This window comes from Serratia sp. L9, from assembly GCF_050632285.1.
Lineage (GTDB): Bacteria > Pseudomonadota > Gammaproteobacteria > Enterobacterales > Enterobacteriaceae > Chania.
On the sequence record NZ_CP192591.1, the window covers coordinates 1,538,207 to 1,555,063 of the forward strand.

A 16,857-nucleotide genomic window follows, 5' to 3' on the forward strand; every position below is an offset into this window, starting at 1 on the left:
TTAAAGGAAAAACAGATGAGTGAAGCACGGATTATAGCCAAAGCGATGAATGCCGGGAAACCGGTGCAGGATCTGGTGATTTTGCCCGCTCTGGCCAACCGGCACGGGTTGATCACCGGCGCAACGGGCACCGGCAAAACGGTCACCCTGCAAAAGATGGCAGAGCAGTTCTCGCGCATTGGCGTTCCGGTATTCCTGGCTGATGTGAAAGGCGATCTTTCAGGCATTGCGGCAGAGGGCGTCCCTTCTGAAAAATTGCAGGCGCGTTTGGCCGGTATCGGCGTTACCGACTGGCAGCCCCAGGCCTGTTCGATCATCCCTTGGGATATTTTTGGCGAAAAAGGCCACCCCATCCGCGCCACCATTTCCGATCTCGGCCCGCTGCTGCTAGGCCGTTTGCTGGATCTCAATGAGGTGCAAAGCGGTGTGTTGCAAATGGTGTTCAAGATCGCCGATGACAACGCGCTGCTGCTGTTGGATATGAAAGATCTACGCGCGATATTGCAGTTCGTTGGTGATAACGCCAAACAGTTCCAGACCCAATACGGCAATATTTCTTCGGCCTCGATCGGCGCGATCCAGCGAGGTTTACTGACTTTGGAACAGCAGGGGGCCAACCAGTTCTTTGGCGAGCCGATGCTGGATATCCAGGACCTGATGAGAACCGACAGTAATGGTCACGGTATCATCAACCTGCTGGCCGCGGACAAGCTGATTAACCAGCCGAAGCTGTATGCGGTGTTCCTGCTGTGGTTATTGGCAGAGCTGTTCGAGCATTTGCCGGAAGTGGGCGATCCAGAACAGCCAAAATTGGTGTTTTTCTTCGATGAAGCTCACCTGCTGTTTAACGATGCGCCACCAGCATTGTTGACTAAAATCGAGCAGGTGGTGCGTTTGATCCGTTCTAAAGGGGTGGGGATCTACTTTGTCACCCAGAACCCGCTGGATATTCCCGACAGTGTCTTGGGGCAGTTGGGCAATCGTGTTCAGCATGCGTTGCGTGCCTTTACGCCGCGTGACCAGAAAGCGGTGAAAGCTGCGGCACAAACCATGCGGGCCAACTCGGCGTTTGATGCGGAAACGGCGATCACTGAATTAGGGGTGGGCGAGGCGTTAGTCTCATTCCTGGATGAGAAAGGGCGGCCAAACGTGGTGGAGCGTGCGATGGTGATCGCGCCTGAATCGAAAATGGGGATGCTGGGGGCCGAAGGGTTAAACAGCGCGATCAATAAATCGCCGCTCTACGGGCGCTACGAAGATATGGTGGATCGCGAATCTGCGTACGAGAAGCTTTCTGCGGGGGATTTGCCACCGTGGGTGCTCAGCAACCAGGCCAGCCAGAGCAAAAGCCAGCCGCAGGGCAGCAAAGCGGGGGGTTGATGGGTGGGTTGAATGAGATCTTGTTTGGTTCTACCGGCCCACGCGGTGGCAAGCATGACGGTATCGTCCAGACCGCCGCCAAGAGCATGGCACGCGACCTGGGGCGTCAGATCTTGCGCGGTGTCCTGGGTTCGATCATGGGTGGCCGCAAAAAGTAGGCTGGAATTATCGACAGCGGCAATATTGTAGGCGCGTTGTATACTGCGCCGGTGTAAATCGGGGAGAAGCTATGTGCCCCTGCAATGATGCCTGTTGGAAATAATATGCTGCTGCTGATCGATAACTACGACTCTTTTACTTATAACCTTTACCAGTACTTCTGCGAGTTGGGTGCAGAAGTGCTGGTAAAGCGTAACGACGAACTGCAACTGGCCGATATTGAACGGTTGGCACCGCAGCACCTGGTGATCTCCCTGGTCCCTGTACGCCGAATGAGGCAGGCGTATCACTGGCTGCTATTGGCCATTTTGCCGGTAAGCTACCGATCCTCGGGGTCTGTCTTGGGCATCAGGCGCTCGGCCAGGCCTTTGGTGCCGAGGTAGTTCGCGCCCGCGAGGTGATGCACGGCAAAACCTCCGCCATTCGGCATAATAACCAGGGTGTCTTCAGCGGCCTTAATAATCCGTTGACCGTGACCCGTTACCATTCGCTGATACTGAATGCTGCCACGTTGCCTGATTGCTTTGAGGTGACCGCCTGGAGTGAACGTAACGGCGAGCGGGATGAGATCATGGGGATTCGCCACCGCACACTGGCGCTGGAAGGCGTGCAATTCCATCCGGAAAGCATCCTCAGTGAGCAGGGGCATCAACTGCTGGGTAATTTCCTTAAAAGTTAGTTTTTTATTGGAAGTGGTGATTTAGGTTTGCCATTGAATGGATTTTTATGCATATTTTGTGATTATATTTTCATTCAATAGCTATCAGTCTGGAGCCAGTAATGACCGAAAAAACCGCAGTCACGCGCAGTACCTTTGATCAGGTTATCCTGCCTGTTTATGCACCGGCCCAGTTTGTACCGGTGAAGGGCAAAGGCAGCCGCGTATGGGATCAGCAGGGGAAAGAGTATATCGACTTCTCCGGGGGTATTGCGGTGACGGCGTTAGGCCACTGCCATCCGGCGCTGGTAGAAGCCTTAAAGCAGCAGGGCGAAACGCTGTGGCATACCAGTAACGTATTCACCAATGAACCTGCGCTGCGCCTGGCCACCAAACTGATCAACGCCACCTTCGCCGACCGGGTATTTTTTGCCAACTCGGGGGCGGAAGCCAATGAGGCCGCATTCAAGCTGGCTCGTCATTACGCCATCACCCGCCACAGCCCGTATAAAACCAAGATAATTGCCTTCAACAACGCTTTTCATGGCCGCACGCTGTTCACCGTTTCTGTCGGTGGCCAACCGAAATACTCTGACGGCTTCGGGCCAAAACCTGCCGATATCGTGCATGTACCCTTTAACGATCTGGCGGCAGTGAAAGCGGTAATGGACGATCACACCTGTGCGGTGGTGATGGAGCCGATCCAGGGGGAAGGCGGGATCACTGCGGCTGATGCTGCCTTCCTCAAGGGAGTGCGTGAGCTTTGTGACAAGCATCAGGCATTGCTGGTGTTTGATGAGGTACAAAGCGGGATGGGCCGCAGCGGCAAGCTGTTTGCCTATATGCATTACGGCATTACGCCAGACATCCTCACGACCGCCAAAGCGTTGGGGGGTGGGTTCCCGGTAAGTGCGATGCTGACCACGGAAGCGATCGCTTCGGTGATGCAGGTTGGCACGCATGGCACCACCTATGGCGGCAATCCGCTGGCATGTGCGGTGGCAGAGGCGGCATTGGACGTGATCAATACGCCGGAAGTCTTAAGCGGTATTGAGCAGCGCCGTGGGGTTTTTGTCCAGGCCTTGCAGGAGATCGACAAGAAGTATGATGTTTTCAGCGATATTCGCGGCATGGGCTTGCTGATTGGCGCAGAGTTGAAAGCGGGTTATCACGGCAAGGCGCGTGATTTCCTTACCGCTGCCGCTGCGCGTGGCTTGATGATCCTCAATGCCGGGCCGAATGTGATCCGTTTTGCTCCTTCGCTGGTGGTGGAACTGAAAGATATTGATGAAGGCATGGCACTGTTCGAACTGGCGGTACAGGATGTGATCAACGTCTGAGAAATGTGCAGGCGTCTGCTCGCCATACTTCAAGTCGCAGGCGTGTTGGCGACGCTTGGCTATCAGGTCCATCCGTGGACCTGATCCTGTCAGGGGCGCCGCAATCAGCGTTTAAATCTGTTATAAATCATATTTTTACGAATCGCCTGCGGCACTCAACTCGGTTCCTGACCGATTTTGCCCGACAGATTGGTCACCCCAGTCACCGCGTTTATCTCTGTTCCTGGGGTTTCCCAGACTTGCCGCCTGCCGCTGCTGGACAGGGAGGGATAAATGCCGCGAGCGCAGGGATGCGCAAGAGCCGCCAACTCGACTTACTTTGAGTATAAGCCAGCATCTTCAAGGATTACGCTCCTGCACTATCAGCTTTCCCGTAATTTCCGCTTCAGCCAGATCCCGTGGTGCGGCCGCTGGCGCCAGGCCAGTGACGAAATGGTATGCATCACGCTCAGGTGCGAAAGAATACGCCGCAGGTGGCGCTCCATTTCGGTGACTGGCATATCCGGGTGCAGATCCGGTAAACGCATAATGCTGTTGTTGGTGCTCGGGCCATCATATTCCAGCCGCTGCTGGCAACTTTGCAGTGCAATTTCAGAACTTTGCAGATACTCCTGCGCCAGTTTCGGCGTCAGCATATAGTGCTCGCGGGCCAAAATGGTCATTGCATTCAGGTGTTCGACAATAAACTGGTTATGCGTGATCCACAGCCGCATATCTGCCAGATAGTCCGATTCAAACCCCGGTTCCTGCATCGCCTGATTGAGCGAGGTAAACAGCGCATTGTGCGCCTGATTGACCTGCATACGCGCATAGGCCAACTGGGTGGCGTCCGGTTCCTGTTCTTTGAGCAGCAAACGCAATGCCGTCTGTTCTTGCTCCAGCGCCTGATGGGCGTTTTTACGCAGTTGGCCACTCTGCCACTGGGGCCATAGCCAGATGGTGCCGCCAAACACCAGCACGCAACCAATAAGGGTGTCGATCAGCCGGGGGATCAGGAAATGGCTGCCGTCGAGTGCCAATATTTGCAACGTGTAGACCGCCGTAACGGTGAACCCCATTACCGCCAACCCGTAGTTCTTACGCAAGATCAGATAGGCCGCCAGAGTCATTGCCAGCATGATGCTCAGCGTTACATTCTCTGGCAGTTGCAGTTGTAACAGCCCGGCGGCAATCACCAGCCCGGCCAGCGTACCGAGCGCACGGTGCTGGATCCTTACCCGTGTGGCGTTATAGCCGTTCTGGCTGACCAGCATGATGGTCAGTAAGATCCAATAGGGTTTCGGCAGGTTGAAAATCATGCCCAGGCTGCTGCCTACCGCCAAGATCACCCCTAGCCGGGCCGCATTACGCAGGGCGTTGGATTTAAACGACAGGTAGCTGGCTACCGCAGGCCAGAACGGCAGGCGTGTCTGGTTGGCCATCAGGTTGCGGCGATACAGCGGGTGCTGGGTGCGCAGCAGGCGCGCTATGCGGCTGAAGTGATAATAACAGAACTGACCAACCGGATTATCGGCATGCTGAGCGGCCACTTTCTCCAGCGCGGCCAGCTCGTTCTTCATGCTGAAACGGGCAGAGTGCCGATGATAGAGAATATCGTCGGCCACTATGCGCAGGCGTGCCGCGATCACCTGGGCGTTACGGCGGATAATTGCTTCGGCCTGGCTCTGCTCAACCAGCTTTTGCACTTCTTCCGGCAGATGCAGGCTGACGGTAATGTGCTCCTGCAGATCGAGCGCTACCTGGAAAGTGCGGCGCAGGCGTTTTTGCTCCAGATTATTGGTATGGGGCAGAAAGTTGAGCTGCTGATACAGCAGGCTAATCAGGTCCATCACTTTCTGCTGGCGTTGCAGCAGCGGTGGCAGAGCAGTTTCTGGATCGGTGTGTTGAGTCAGCAGCGAGTATTTGGCTTCAAAATAGTCGGCTAGCTGCCGATAGAGCTGGTTCAGGGATTCGCGCATCGGCTGCTCTTTCCACAATTTGAACCAGAACCAGGTAAACAGCCCGTACCAGGCGGTGCCTACGGCATACAGCAAGGGGGCATGCCATATCGGGACGGTACCGGCCATGCTGAGAGAGAAGATGGCGGCAACCAGTGCTGCAGGCAGCAGGCGGGCATGCAGTGGGCTAATTTCACCACTGACACCAAGCAGCAGCGCCATAACCAGCATCAGTAAGGGGAGTGGGAGGTGCCAAAGCAGAGCCTGTTGCAGCAAAATGCTGCTGATGGCGAATAGCGAACCGCCAACCATCAGGCGTTTGAAAAAGCGTTTATGAGGCGTATCCAGCCCGGCGATATTACAGCAGGCGGGAACCAGCGAGAACATCATGCCCAATTGCAGGTTACCAATCAGCAGGCCAAAAGCCACCGGTAAACACAGCACCAGCGTTTGGCGCAGTGCATAGTTGACTTCCGGGTGGTAAATCAGGCGGCGCCACATGGTTTGCTATTCAGCAGGCAAAAAAACGGCGCATTGATGCGCCGCTTCTTCAGGGATTAACGTGTACCGTACACGACAATGGTTTTGCCGTGAGCGGAAATCAGATTCTGATCTTCGAGCATCTTCAAAATACGACCAACGGTTTCACGTGAACAACCGACGATCTGGCCAATTTCCTGGCGGGTGATCTTGATCTGCATGCCATCTGGGTGAGTCATGGCATCAGGCTGTTTTGCCAGGTTCAGCAAGGTTTGCGCGATGCGGCCGGTAACATCAAGGAAGGCGAGGTTACCCACTTTCTCTGAGGTAATTTGCAGGCGGTTTGCCATCTGAGCGGACAGGCGCATCAGAATATCCGGGTTAACCTGGATCAACTGGCGGAATTTCTTGTAGGAAATTTCAGCCACTTCACAGGCCGTTTTTGCCCTTACCCAGGCGCTACGTTCCTGGCCTTCTTCAAATAATCCAAGCTCGCCGATGAAATCCCCCTGGTTAAGGTAGGACAGGATCATCTCTTTACCTTCTTCATCTTTAATCAGCACCGCAACGGAGCCTTTCACGATGTAGTAAAGCGTTTCGGCCTTTTCACCTTGGTGAATCAGCGTACTCTTTGATGGATATTTGTGGATATGACAATGAGACAGGAACCATTCAAGAGTCGGGTCTGTTTGCGGTTTGCCGAGAACCATTCGCTGTTATCCTCTGTTGTTATCGCTGCCTTGTATCACAGGGGTCAGAGTTCCCTGTAAAACGTGCTTATAGCCTGGGGTTTTAGTTGTGGCTATCAACAGGTTTTGAGGCGTGTTATAGAAATACGCTTGTGCTCTAGCATATTAACTTGCGCGAAGTGCTGCAAGCTACATTCTGTTAACATACCAATATAGGGGCCTTTCCTTGGACATTTCCCTGAAATCGGTGACCTGGAAAGAGTTGTTGCGGCTCTGTTTGTAGCACAGAGTGAGGCGGGTGTCTTGTGTTGTCTCGCTTCAGCATGATTAGCGTCAGGTTCCGTTGCCAGTTTCTATACGAAAGCGTACCCTGTTTTTGAGAAATTAACCGGAGTGTACAAAATGCAGGCAAGAGTTAAGTGGGTGGAAGGACTGACATTCTTGGGTGAATCTGCGTCTGGCCATCAGATTTTGATGGATGGAAACGCTGGTGATAAAGCACCCAGCCCAATGGAGATGGTGTTGATGTCCGTAGGCGGTTGCAGCGCCATCGATGTGGTGGCTATTTTGCAAAAAGGCCGTAACGACGTTCGTGATTGCGAGGTGAAGCTGACCTCTGAGCGTCGTGAGGAAGCCCCTCGTTTGTTTACCCATATCAACCTGCATTTTATTGTTAGCGGCAAAGGGCTGACCTATAAGATTGTAGAGCGCGCGGTTGACCTTTCTGCCGAGAAGTACTGCTCCGTTTCGCTGATGCTGGGCAAAGCTGCCAACATCACCCACAGCTTTGAAATCCGCGAAGTAGCCTGAGCCTTACCAGGCGTAGCGCTGGCAATGAAGGCGCAATAAATCCAGAAATCGCCGCGCCGTTACGGTCAGTGGCGATTTCTGCGAATACAACACGCAATACTGTGCCTGCGGCAGGCTGTCGATAGGTAACGTCACCAGTTGGTGCTGCAAATTAAACGGCGCACTCATCGCCCGTGCCACGATGGTCAGATAGTTGGTCTGCATAACCATATTCAACCCACATACCACCGAGTCTGAACGTATAGGCGCGTGGATCAATTGCTGATAGAACGAGCCGAGCACCGATTGCAGTTGCTGGTAATACCCCATATCAGTTTCCGGTAATAACCATTTGGCCTCACAAAGCTCATCAAGCGATGTCGCCTGTCCCAGCGGATGGCCCTGGCGGGCGATGATGCAAAATGATGCGCTGAACAGCGGTTCGCGAACCAAATCTTCCAGGGGTAGCTCCTGGCTTACGGTGCCTACGGCAAAATCCAGACGCCCTTCGCGCAGGGCGGGCAGCAAGGTGGAAAGCTGCGCCTCGCGGATCAGCACATTGGCCTGCGGGAACGGCTGTTTAAAGTCTTCGACCAGTGCGGGTAATACCGTGAGTGCCAATAAAGAAGAGCAACCGATAGCCACGCTGCCTTGCGAATGCTGGTTCAACTGCTGGATCTCGTCGGCGGCACGTTGTAATTCTTCCAGAATCAACTGCATCCGCAGGGCAAATGCCCGGCCAGTTTCGGTCAGCGTCATCCCCTGGCTGCTGCGAATGATCAATTGGGTTTCCAGGATCTGTTCCAGTTCGCGGATGGTACGGCTCACCGCCGGTTGAGATTGCCCCAGCGCACGCGCAGCCCCGCGAATACTGCCGCTGCGGATCACCTGCTGGAATACCTTTAGCTGCTGTAACTTCGGTAAGTAGCGCATTCCTGTCCCTATCAGTAAAAAGTATCACCCCTTACAAAATTGTATCTTATGCCGCCATTAAAAAGCCGCTAGTTTCGATGTTGTTGATATAAGTGATTGTTATTAAAAATATAAAGTGATTCAGATCACACTATCATAATACGCCTGCCCTGCCGGAGGCTTACCTGGGTGATAACTTAAAGGAATATCAGCGATGAAAAATCGTTCACTGATGATTTTTTTGCTGTTTGTAGGTTATGTCGTGGTTTACATCGATAAAACCGTGATGGGTTTTGCACTGTTGCCCATCGAGCGTGAGTTTAATTTGCAGGCGGAACAGCTGGGTTATATCACCGGCATGTTTTTCCTGGCGTATTCGCTGTTCCAGATACCGGCGGGTTGGCTTAATGACCGCTTTGGCTTTAAGAAGGTGTTGTGCAGCTCGCTATTGTTGCTAGGGGGATTTGCCCTGTGCTTCGGCGTGTTGGGCTTCGGCCTGGGGCTGCTGGTCACCTTCCGTTTCCTGTCCGGCATTGGCCATTCCGGTTATCCATGTTCCTGCGCCAAGGCGGTGGTGGCGAATTTCCCGCTGGAAGAGCGGACGTTTGCGCAATCTATTCTGCTTTCCTCCGCCGGGTTGGCGATGACCCTTGGGCCGCTGGTGGCGGTGTACTGCCTGGATCATATCGGTTGGCGCGGTTCGTTCTCAGCCCTTGGCCTGCTGGCCTTTGTGATTGCAGCCTGCATCCTGTGGCTGGTGCCTAACCCCCTCAGGCGGAACGTGCTCAGCCGGGAGCGGCGGGAGTCACTTATAAAGCCTTGCTGAAAAGCCCGATTGTCCTGCTGCTGTTTGTGGCGATCTTTTGCATCAACATCCCTTCATACGGCCTGATGGCATGGCTGCCGAAATTCCTGGTCCAGCAGCGTGGAATGCCGATTGGCATTTCCAGCATGGTGGTGGCCGCCGGCGGTTTGGGGATCTGGATCTCTTCGCTCGGCACCGGCTGGCTGGTGGGGCGCTATCTGCAAGGGCGTGAGCCCCTGGTTATCTTTTTCAGCTCTTTACTCAGCGCACTGTGCATTTGGCTGGTGTTTACCAGCGAGTCGGCGCTGGCCGCCAGCCTGTTCCTGTTCCTCGGCTATATCTTCCTGATGGCGTCGTTCGTCACGGTGTTTACTCTGCCTATGAAGCGCCTGCCTACGGAAGTGATGGGAGCCGCGATGGGGCTGATCAATACCGGCGGGACATTGGGGGGTTTTGTCGCCCCGATCGCCATGGGGTATTTGATCACTCTCAGTCACGACTATATGACAACCTTTATCTTTTTAGCACTGGCTATGGTGGTTTCCGGGCTGGTGATCCTGCCGTTGGCTGGCAAGCCACGCCAACCGGCATTGAATTAAGGAGTGTGAAAATGAACATTGAAAGGCTGATCGCCAGCGTGGAACAGCAGGTAGTGCAATGGCGCCGTCATTTGCATGCCAACCCGGAGTTGTCCTTCCAAGAGGCGCAGACCGCCGATTATATTGCTGCACAACTGGCCAGTTTTGGCCCGTTGAAGATAACCCGCCCAACCCCCAATAGCGTGGTCGCTGAATTAACCGGTATGGCCCCAGGGCCATGTTACGCCTTGCGTGCCGATATTGATGCGTTGCCCATTCAGGAAGAAAGCGACGAATCTTTCTGCTCGACCAGGCCAGGGGTGATGCATGCTTGCGGCCACGATGCCCATAGCGCCATGTTGTTGGGTGCCGCCAGCGTGCTGTGCCAGTTGCAATCACAACTGCAGGGGTCGGTACGCTTTATCTTCCAGCATGCCGAGGAAGTCCCGCCGGGAGGTGCCCAGCAACTGGTGGATCTGGGCGTTCTGGATGGCGTGAAAATGATCTTCGGCCTGCATGTACTGCCCAATTTCCCTACCGGTGAAGTGGCGATAAAACAGGGCGTATTCAGCGGTTCCAGCGATAACTTCGACATTGTGCTACAAGGCAAGGGGGGCACGGGTCGATGCCGCATCTGTGTATCGATCCGGTCCCTATTGGTGCGGAGGTGGTCACCGCATTGCAGCAGATTGTGGCGCGCAAGCTGAACCCGTTAAATGCGCCGGTGTTGACGGTGGCGACCTTTCAGGCTGGTGATAGCTATAACGTTATTCCAGACAGCGCTCGGCTGGCCGGAACCCTGCGTACCCATAGCCCGGAAGTGCGGGAGCAAGTGCCACGTTTGGTCGAACAGACCGTTGCTGGGATCTGCCAGGCGCATGAGGCAGGCTACAAGATTGACTGGACGCGCGGCTATACCATCGGCAATAACCATCCCGATGCCTGCAGCATTGCGCGTAAGGTGGTGGCAGAAGCCGTGGGGCCGCAGGCATTGCGGGAATTGACTAGCGCGATGTTTGGCAGTGAGGATTTCTCGTCATATCAGGAGAAAGTGCCCGGCTGTTTCCTGTTTATCGGCAGCGGCAATGAGGCGATAGGTGCGACTTACGGTGTGCATAATCCACGCTTTAAGCTCGATGAAGCGGCATTGCAGATTGGCGTGAAGCTGCACGTTGGTTTTATTCACCATCTGCTGATGGGCTGATTAACACGGGCGCGGTGGTGATCCCTAACCGCGCCTGTACCCTCCAGGCTTCACGTTACAGCTTGAAAGACCACGGTGTGGGGGATTATTCGATCTTCTTGCCTTCTAACAAGCGCTGCACCAGCGGTGCCATGATCAGCTCCATCGCCAATCCCATTTTGCCGCCAGGCACTACCAGCGTATTGATATGCGAGATAAATGACCCTTGCAGCATCGCCAGCAAGTAGGGGTAATCAATCTGATCCAATCCACGGAAGTGGATAACCACAAAGCTTTCGTCCAGAGAGGGGATGGCTTTGGCGGCAAACGGGTTAGAGGTATCGACCGTAGGAACGCGTTGGAAGTTGATGTGGGTGCGTGAAAACTGTGGTGTGATGTAGCTGATGTAATCTTCCATTGAACGGACTACAGAATCCATCACCGCCTCGCGGGAGTGGCCGCGCTCGCCGGTATCGCGGATCAGTTTCTGGATCCACTCCAGGTTAACGATGGGCACCACGCCGACCAGCAGATCCACATGTTTGGCCACGTCAATCTGCTCGGCCACCACGCCGCCATGCAGCCCTTCGTAGAACAACACATCCGTCGGCGCAGGCAGAGGTTCCCAGGGGGTAAAGGTGCCAGGCACCTGGTTATAAGGTACCGCTTCATCGTAGGTGTGCAGGTATTTGCGTGAACGGCCAGTGCCGTTCTTGCCGTATTGGATAAAACTCTGCTCAAGCAGGCCAAAGTCATTAGCTTCCGGGCCGAAATAGCTGATATGGCGACCCATATCGCGTGCTTTACGGATTGCCGCATCCATTTCAGGTCTGGTGTAGCGGTGGAAGCTATCACCTTCCAGTTGGGCCGCCCGCAGATTCAGCTGTTGGAAAATCTTGCGGAACGCCAGGCTGGTGGTGGTGGTGCCAGCTCCGCTCGAACCGGTCACCGCGATAACGGGATGTTTGGCAGACATGATGGGGTGTCACTCCGTATTAACTGTGCGCGTGAGTTAGCAATACTGCATTGTTACCTGATTTTTTGCGCCAGTCATAGGCCGGATTGCGACTAAATTTCTTCCTGCCCGGCACGGATCTGCCCGCGTGGCATGATGTTGATGGTTTCATGCAGCTCAGACCAAACCAGCACCACTTCGCCACTTTTCAGTTGGCGGCGCACGTCACCCACTTTCTGTTCCAGTGAACGTTCATGCTCGCCGTAGTCGGTTCCCTCTCGCAATACAAAGGACTCGATCAGGTTGTTCAGGGTTTCTTGCTCAATTTCTTGCCAGGGAATAATCACTTGTTCGGTTCCAGAAAAGGGGATAGCCAGGCAGGAATACGTTGTTCCAGCCACATTTGTGGTTTTTTCAAGCTGCCGCCGACAAAGCCGACGTGGCCCCCGCACTCGGTCAACTGATATTCGATATTGGCGGGTAGCCTGGTGAGATCGGGGATCACCTCATCGGTCATAAAGGGATCGTCTTTGGCGTGAATGATCAGCAGTGGCGTAGTGATCTGCGGTAACAGCGGTAACGCGCTGCAACGGCGATAATAATCAACCGCATCGCTGAAACCGTGAATACGTGAGGTGATCACATCGTCAAATTCGCGAATACGCCGCAATTTGCTCAACTGCGACAACTCCAGCGGTAACGAGCCGGGGTAATACAATAACTTGCGCGTGGCGTTTTGCTTCAACTGGCCTAGCAGGTAGCGCTGGTAAATGCGTGAGAAGCCCTGTTCCATTCGAATCGCGCAAGGTTCCAGCATCAGCGGGGCGGAAACCACCACCGCCGCCTGTAACAGGCTGTCATTCCCTTGCTGAGCCAGATAATAAGCCAGCATATTGCCGCCCAGAGAAATCCCCACCGCCGCCGTTGGCACGTCGCCAAAGTTTTCACGCAGCCAGCGCAGGAAGAAACGGGCATCTTCAGTTTCGCCAGAATGGTAGATGCGTTGCTTGCGGTTAGGTACGCCGCTGCAGCCGCGAAAATGCATCACTACGCCCAGCCAGCCTTGTTCGCGCCAGGCATTGAGTAGCCCGTGGGCGTAGGGGCTGTAAAAGTTGCCTTCTAACCCGTGGAACAGCACCACACGCGGTTTTTCGCCTGCCAGTTGCGGATCTTCACTCCAGGCCAGATCGATAAAATCGCCGTCGGGTAATTCCAGCCGTTGCCAATAGGGTTGCAGCAGCACGCGGCGGCGCACCAGCCTTGGCAGCAGGGTTTGCAGGTGGGGATTGCTGGCCCCGGTCAGGGGGCGAAAGGATTCATACATAGTGAAAAAAATCTTGTTGGCGGCTATTGTGTGATCAGAACCACACTGTTAGCTTCAAAGTCATGTGCTAACAATCATACTGCAAAAAAATCATTTGGGTGAGGAGCACCCGCTTCATGGAACTGAGTTTATTTCTTTCGATGTTAGGTTTCCTCTGGGTTGCCGCCATTACACCTGGCCCAAATAATATGTTACTCACCACTTCCGGAGCCAACTTTGGCTTTATGCGCTCTTTGTGGCTGATGATCGGCATTATGCTTGGTATGCAAAGCATCTTGGTGCTGGTGGCGTTTGGCGTCGGCGGCCTGATCCTGATTTACCCTTCTTTGCACCTGATCCTGAAAATCCTCGGCAGCCTCTATCTGCTGTGGCTGGCGTGGAAAGTGGCTACGGCGGCCTATGAAAAGCTGGAAACCGATATCGCCCCGCCAAAGCCGGTTCGCTTTTACCAGGGCTGGTTGCTGCAATTTCTGAACCCGAAAGCCTGGCTGATGGCGCTGGGGGCAGTAGCCAGCTTTAGCCTGGCAGGTGACAAATACAATCACTCCATTCTGGCGATCGCCTTTGGGATCCTGGTGGTGAATATCGTGGCCGGCGTGATTTGGCTGGGGTTTGGTACGGTGATTGGCCGCCTGCTGCGCAGCAAGAAAGCCTGGATTATCTTTAACGTTTCGATGGGGTTGCTAACGGCGGCCTGCGTCTTACTGATTTGGCACTGAGGGTACGCGGATGAGAGAGAATTATTTTCACGTTGATGCTTTTATCGGTGCCGGGCTGCGGGGTAACCCGGCGGGTGTCTGCCTGCTGAAACAACCGCTGGAAACGGCGCAAATGCAGGCGATCGCCAATGAGCTGTCACTGCCGGAGACCAGCTTTGTCTGGGAAGATGGCGATATGCATGCGATCCGCTGGTTTACGCCAACGCGGGAAGTGGATCTCTGTGGGCATGCCACGCTGGCAACGGCGCATGTGCTGTTAAATGTGATCAATCCGGCGTTAGGCGATATCCGCTTTCGTTCTGCCAGCGGTGAGCTGTACGTCAGACGTGATGCAACCAACGGTGAGCGCCTGATCCTGGACTTCCCATCTCGGCCACCACAAAAAATCGCCGAACCGGCCCAATTGGCCGCTTTGCTCGGTGCCCAGCCGCAGGAAGTGTGGCAGGCTAACGCATTGATGGTGGTGTTGGCTAACGAGGCGCAGGTTAAAACATTGCAGCCAGATATTGGGGCGTTGATCGGCCACTTTGGCTGCGGTGTGATCGTCACTGCATCGGGTGACGAGGTGGACTTTGTCTCGCGTTATTTCTCGCTGGATCGCAGTGAAGATCCGGTGACGGGATCGGCACATTGCACGCTGATGCCTTACTGGGTGGCACGCCTTGGCCGCCATCAACTGCATGCCAAACAGATATCATCACGCGGTGGTGAGCTGTTCTGCGAGCTGCAGGGGGAACGCACGCTTTTGGGCGGCGACGCACAAGTCTTCTTACGGGGTGAAATCACCCTGTAATTCAGGTTGAGCCCCGTTCCAGCAGTTGCCAATCCAGCATTTCGTGGCAAGGAGGCAACTGCTGGTCTTTGATTTTAGCCAGCAGCAACTGCACGCTCCGCACGCCAAACTGGTGCATCGGTTGTACAACGGTGGTCAGTGGCGGGATGGTGACGCTGCCGAATGGCACGCCGTCAAAACCCATTACTGCGATATCCGCCGGAATACGCAAACCCTGCTGATGCAAAGTGCTCATTGCCCCCCGGCAATCACATCCGAGATGGCAAATACGGCATCTGGCCGTGGCCCGTCTGCCAGCAGAACGGTCATAGCCTCGGCGCCAGCGGTATAATCCAGCTCTTCGATATACTCCACCCGGCAATAAGCCAGCCCAAGATCGGCCAATGCCTGCCGGTAGCCTTGTTCCCGCTGTTGTGAATAGAGATAACGCATATCGCTGTTAATCAGCGCAATACGTGTTCGGCCTTTGGCAGCCAGATGATGTATGCAGGCTTTGGCGGCATCATAGTTATTTATGGTCACGGAGGAGGCTCGGAATTCGGTGTCACCCTCGCCGCATTGCACCCAGGGAAGTCACCGATCATGGCGGTCAACCCTGGCAAACAGCTGATGGCATCCATGGTGATCACCCCATCCACCACTTTGCCGCTTAGCAGGCTGAGGTAGGCGGATTCGCGGGTAGGGTTGGATTCAGAGTTACATAACAGAATATGGTAACCGTGGCGTTCGGCCTCTTCTTCAATACCGCGTACCACCAGTGAGCAAAAGGGGTTGGTAATATTGGAAACCAGCACCAGCAACATTCGGCTGCGGGAGGTGCGTAGCTGGCGTGCCAGCAGGTTTGGCTGGTAATCACATTCACGGATGGCCGCCAGCACCTTATCGCGCGTTGCCGGTTTGACGATCTGTTGGCCATTCAATACCCGGGAGACGGTGGCGGCAGAGACGCCAGCGATTTTCGCCACCTTTTCAATCGACATGGTTTGCTGTTCCTTTTGCCCGTTTGCCACGCACAGTATGCGGCAACACAATAAAAAGTACGATCCCCGCAGGCAGATTGTGACCGCGATTACAAATTCATCCTCTGAATGCTTTTATCTCCCTTAATCCGGTTGCCGAAATAAAGAAATCGATTACATTTTGCTCATGACTAAAATGAAATCGATTACATTTTAGATTGTAACCACATTTCAGCGAATAGTTACCCGAGAGAGGTGGCAAATGGACATATGGCTGCAGGTAGCACAAGCGGGCGATCGCAGTGAGATCGCCACTCTGATCCAGCGTTCAACCAATGCCTGGTATCAGCGCCATGGGTTGGGGGCGATATTCCCCGCCGAGGCGGAAAGCTGCGGCCTGTTTGTTGATGTTTACCAGCAACTGGATGCCGGGTACCACTGGGTTGCCCGTGATGAACAGGGCGTCATTTGCGGTTCCTGTTTCTTCCACCCGCGTGAAACTCATCTGGGGCTGGGCATCATGAATGTTCATCCCGATTACTTTGGCAAAGGTATCGCCAGCAGATTATTGGCCAAGGCCGAGGAACTGGCAGGTGATTTACCGGTGCGCCTGCTGTCCAGCGCATTGAATCTGGATTCTTATTCGCTCTATCACCGCGCAGGTTTTACCCCTTATGCGATTTATCAGGATATGGCGATCCCGGTGCCTGCACAGGGATTTACTTTTCCGCGCCTGACGCAGGGCCGGGTGCGCCGTGCCCAACTGGCCGATCGGCCAGCCATCTTGCAGCTCGAACGCGAACTGCTGGGCATCGAGCGCCAGTGCGATATTGACTATTTCCTCAATGATACCAGCGGATTATGGCGGGTTGCCGTGTGGGAGCAGGATGGGCGTATTGGCGGTTATCTGGCTTCAGTGGCGCACCCGGCCTCACGCATGCTGGGCCCTGGGTGCTGCTATAGAGAAGAGATTGCCCTCGAATTACTTAGTTGGATGCTGGATCACCACCATCGCGGCACGACGCCGGTGGTGCTGGTGCCAGCGCAACGTTCCGCACTTAGCCAGGTTCTGCTGCGCTGGGGGGACGGATTTGTGAATTACATCTTGCACAGGTGAAAGGCCTGGCGCAGCAACCCGGCGGGGTGGTTATGCCATCTTTCTTGCCGGAAAGCGGTTAGACACAACAACAAGTACCG

General features: G+C 54.6%; 11 protein-coding genes and 5 pseudogenes. 9 read left to right on the forward strand and 7 right to left on the reverse strand.

Annotated features, from left to right (window positions below; all coding sequences use genetic code 11):
* The first annotated feature begins 15 nt into the window (after positions 1 to 15).
* From ACQ86O_RS07150 to argD, 3 genes and pseudogenes are all read left to right on the forward strand, one after another.
* Positions 16 to 1,538 (forward strand): annotated as a pseudogene (locus ACQ86O_RS07150) (helicase HerA-like C-terminal domain-containing protein).
* Positions 1,539 to 1,643: 105 nt separating this feature from the next.
* Positions 1,644 to 2,218 (forward strand): annotated as a pseudogene (locus ACQ86O_RS07155) (aminodeoxychorismate synthase component II).
* 101 nt (positions 2,219 to 2,319) lie between these two features.
* Complete coding sequence (gene argD, locus ACQ86O_RS07160; RefSeq protein WP_431224674.1) at positions 2,320 to 3,537, forward strand: bifunctional acetylornithine/succinyldiaminopimelate transaminase; 1,218 nt, start codon at positions 2,320 to 2,322, stop codon at positions 3,535 to 3,537.
* Positions 3,538 to 3,899: 362 nt separating this feature from the next.
* On the opposite strand, the gene ACQ86O_RS07165 is transcribed toward argD, so the two are convergent.
* The gene (locus tag ACQ86O_RS07165) at positions 3,900 to 5,975 is read right to left on the reverse strand and encodes a YccS/YhfK family putative transporter (RefSeq protein WP_431224675.1); all 2,076 of its coding nucleotides are present in this window, start codon (positions 5,973 to 5,975) and stop codon (positions 3,900 to 3,902) included.
* A 56-nt stretch (positions 5,976 to 6,031) separates the two neighbouring features.
* Positions 6,032 to 6,664, reverse strand: coding sequence for a cAMP-activated global transcriptional regulator CRP (gene crp, locus ACQ86O_RS07170; RefSeq protein WP_004718520.1), 633 nt, complete (start codon positions 6,662 to 6,664; stop codon positions 6,032 to 6,034).
* Positions 6,665 to 7,045: 381 nt separating this feature from the next.
* On the opposite strand from crp, the gene ACQ86O_RS07175 reads away from it, so the two are divergent.
* On the forward strand, positions 7,046 to 7,453 hold the full coding sequence (locus tag ACQ86O_RS07175; protein WP_431224676.1) for an OsmC family protein: 408 nt from the start codon (positions 7,046 to 7,048) through the stop codon (positions 7,451 to 7,453).
* 3 nt (positions 7,454 to 7,456) lie between these two features.
* Here the strand turns inward: ACQ86O_RS07175 and ACQ86O_RS07180 are convergent, their stop codons facing one another.
* Positions 7,457 to 8,365 carry a LysR substrate-binding domain-containing protein gene (locus tag ACQ86O_RS07180; protein ID WP_431224677.1) on the reverse strand — a complete coding sequence of 303 codons (909 nt, stop codon included), beginning with the start codon at positions 8,363 to 8,365 and terminating at the stop codon, positions 7,457 to 7,459.
* A gap of 265 nt (positions 8,366 to 8,630) precedes the next feature.
* On the opposite strand from ACQ86O_RS07180, the pseudogene ACQ86O_RS07185 reads away from it, so the two are divergent.
* Positions 8,631 to 9,748 (forward strand): annotated as a pseudogene (locus ACQ86O_RS07185) (MFS transporter).
* Positions 9,749 to 9,759: 11 nt separating this feature from the next.
* A pseudogene (locus tag ACQ86O_RS07190) lies at positions 9,760 to 10,931 on the forward strand (amidohydrolase).
* 85 nt (positions 10,932 to 11,016) lie between these two features.
* Here ACQ86O_RS07190 and ACQ86O_RS07195 read toward each other — a convergent pair.
* The 3 genes from ACQ86O_RS07195 to ACQ86O_RS07205 all read right to left on the reverse strand — a co-directional run bounded on the left by ACQ86O_RS07195 (position 11,017) and on the right by ACQ86O_RS07205 (position 13,189).
* Entirely contained in the window at positions 11,017 to 11,886 is an 870-nt protein-coding gene (locus ACQ86O_RS07195; RefSeq protein ID WP_431224678.1) for a phosphoribulokinase, read from the reverse strand.
* Between the two features lie 92 nt (positions 11,887 to 11,978).
* The gene (locus ACQ86O_RS07200) at positions 11,979 to 12,212 is read right to left on the reverse strand and encodes a YheU family protein (protein ID WP_431224679.1); all 234 of its coding nucleotides are present in this window, start codon (positions 12,210 to 12,212) and stop codon (positions 11,979 to 11,981) included.
* Positions 12,209 to 13,189 carry a hydrolase gene (locus tag ACQ86O_RS07205; protein WP_431224680.1) on the reverse strand — a complete coding sequence of 327 codons (981 nt, stop codon included), beginning with the start codon at positions 13,187 to 13,189 and terminating at the stop codon, positions 12,209 to 12,211. Before ACQ86O_RS07205 ends, ACQ86O_RS07200 begins: the two co-directional genes overlap by 4 nt.
* A gap of 116 nt (positions 13,190 to 13,305) precedes the next feature.
* On the opposite strand from ACQ86O_RS07205, the gene ACQ86O_RS07210 reads away from it, so the two are divergent.
* Together ACQ86O_RS07210 and ACQ86O_RS07215 are read left to right on the forward strand one after the other, a co-directional pair.
* Positions 13,306 to 13,908 (forward strand): LysE family translocator, encoded by a 603-nt coding sequence (locus ACQ86O_RS07210; RefSeq protein ID WP_431224681.1) that lies wholly within the window; start codon positions 13,306 to 13,308, stop codon positions 13,906 to 13,908.
* A 10-nt stretch (positions 13,909 to 13,918) separates the two neighbouring features.
* Positions 13,919 to 14,701 carry a PhzF family phenazine biosynthesis protein gene (locus tag ACQ86O_RS07215; RefSeq protein ID WP_431224682.1) on the forward strand — a complete coding sequence of 261 codons (783 nt, stop codon included), beginning with the start codon at positions 13,919 to 13,921 and terminating at the stop codon, positions 14,699 to 14,701.
* A 1-nt stretch (position 14,702) separates the two neighbouring features.
* Here the strand turns inward: ACQ86O_RS07215 and ACQ86O_RS07220 are convergent.
* A pseudogene (locus tag ACQ86O_RS07220) lies at positions 14,703 to 15,681 on the reverse strand (LacI family DNA-binding transcriptional regulator).
* Positions 15,682 to 15,922: 241 nt separating this feature from the next.
* Here ACQ86O_RS07220 and ACQ86O_RS07225 point away from each other — a divergent pair.
* Positions 15,923 to 16,777, forward strand: a complete 855-nt coding sequence (locus ACQ86O_RS07225) for a GNAT family N-acetyltransferase (RefSeq protein WP_431224683.1) — start codon at positions 15,923 to 15,925, stop codon at positions 16,775 to 16,777.
* Positions 16,778 to 16,857: the final 80 nt, after the last annotated feature.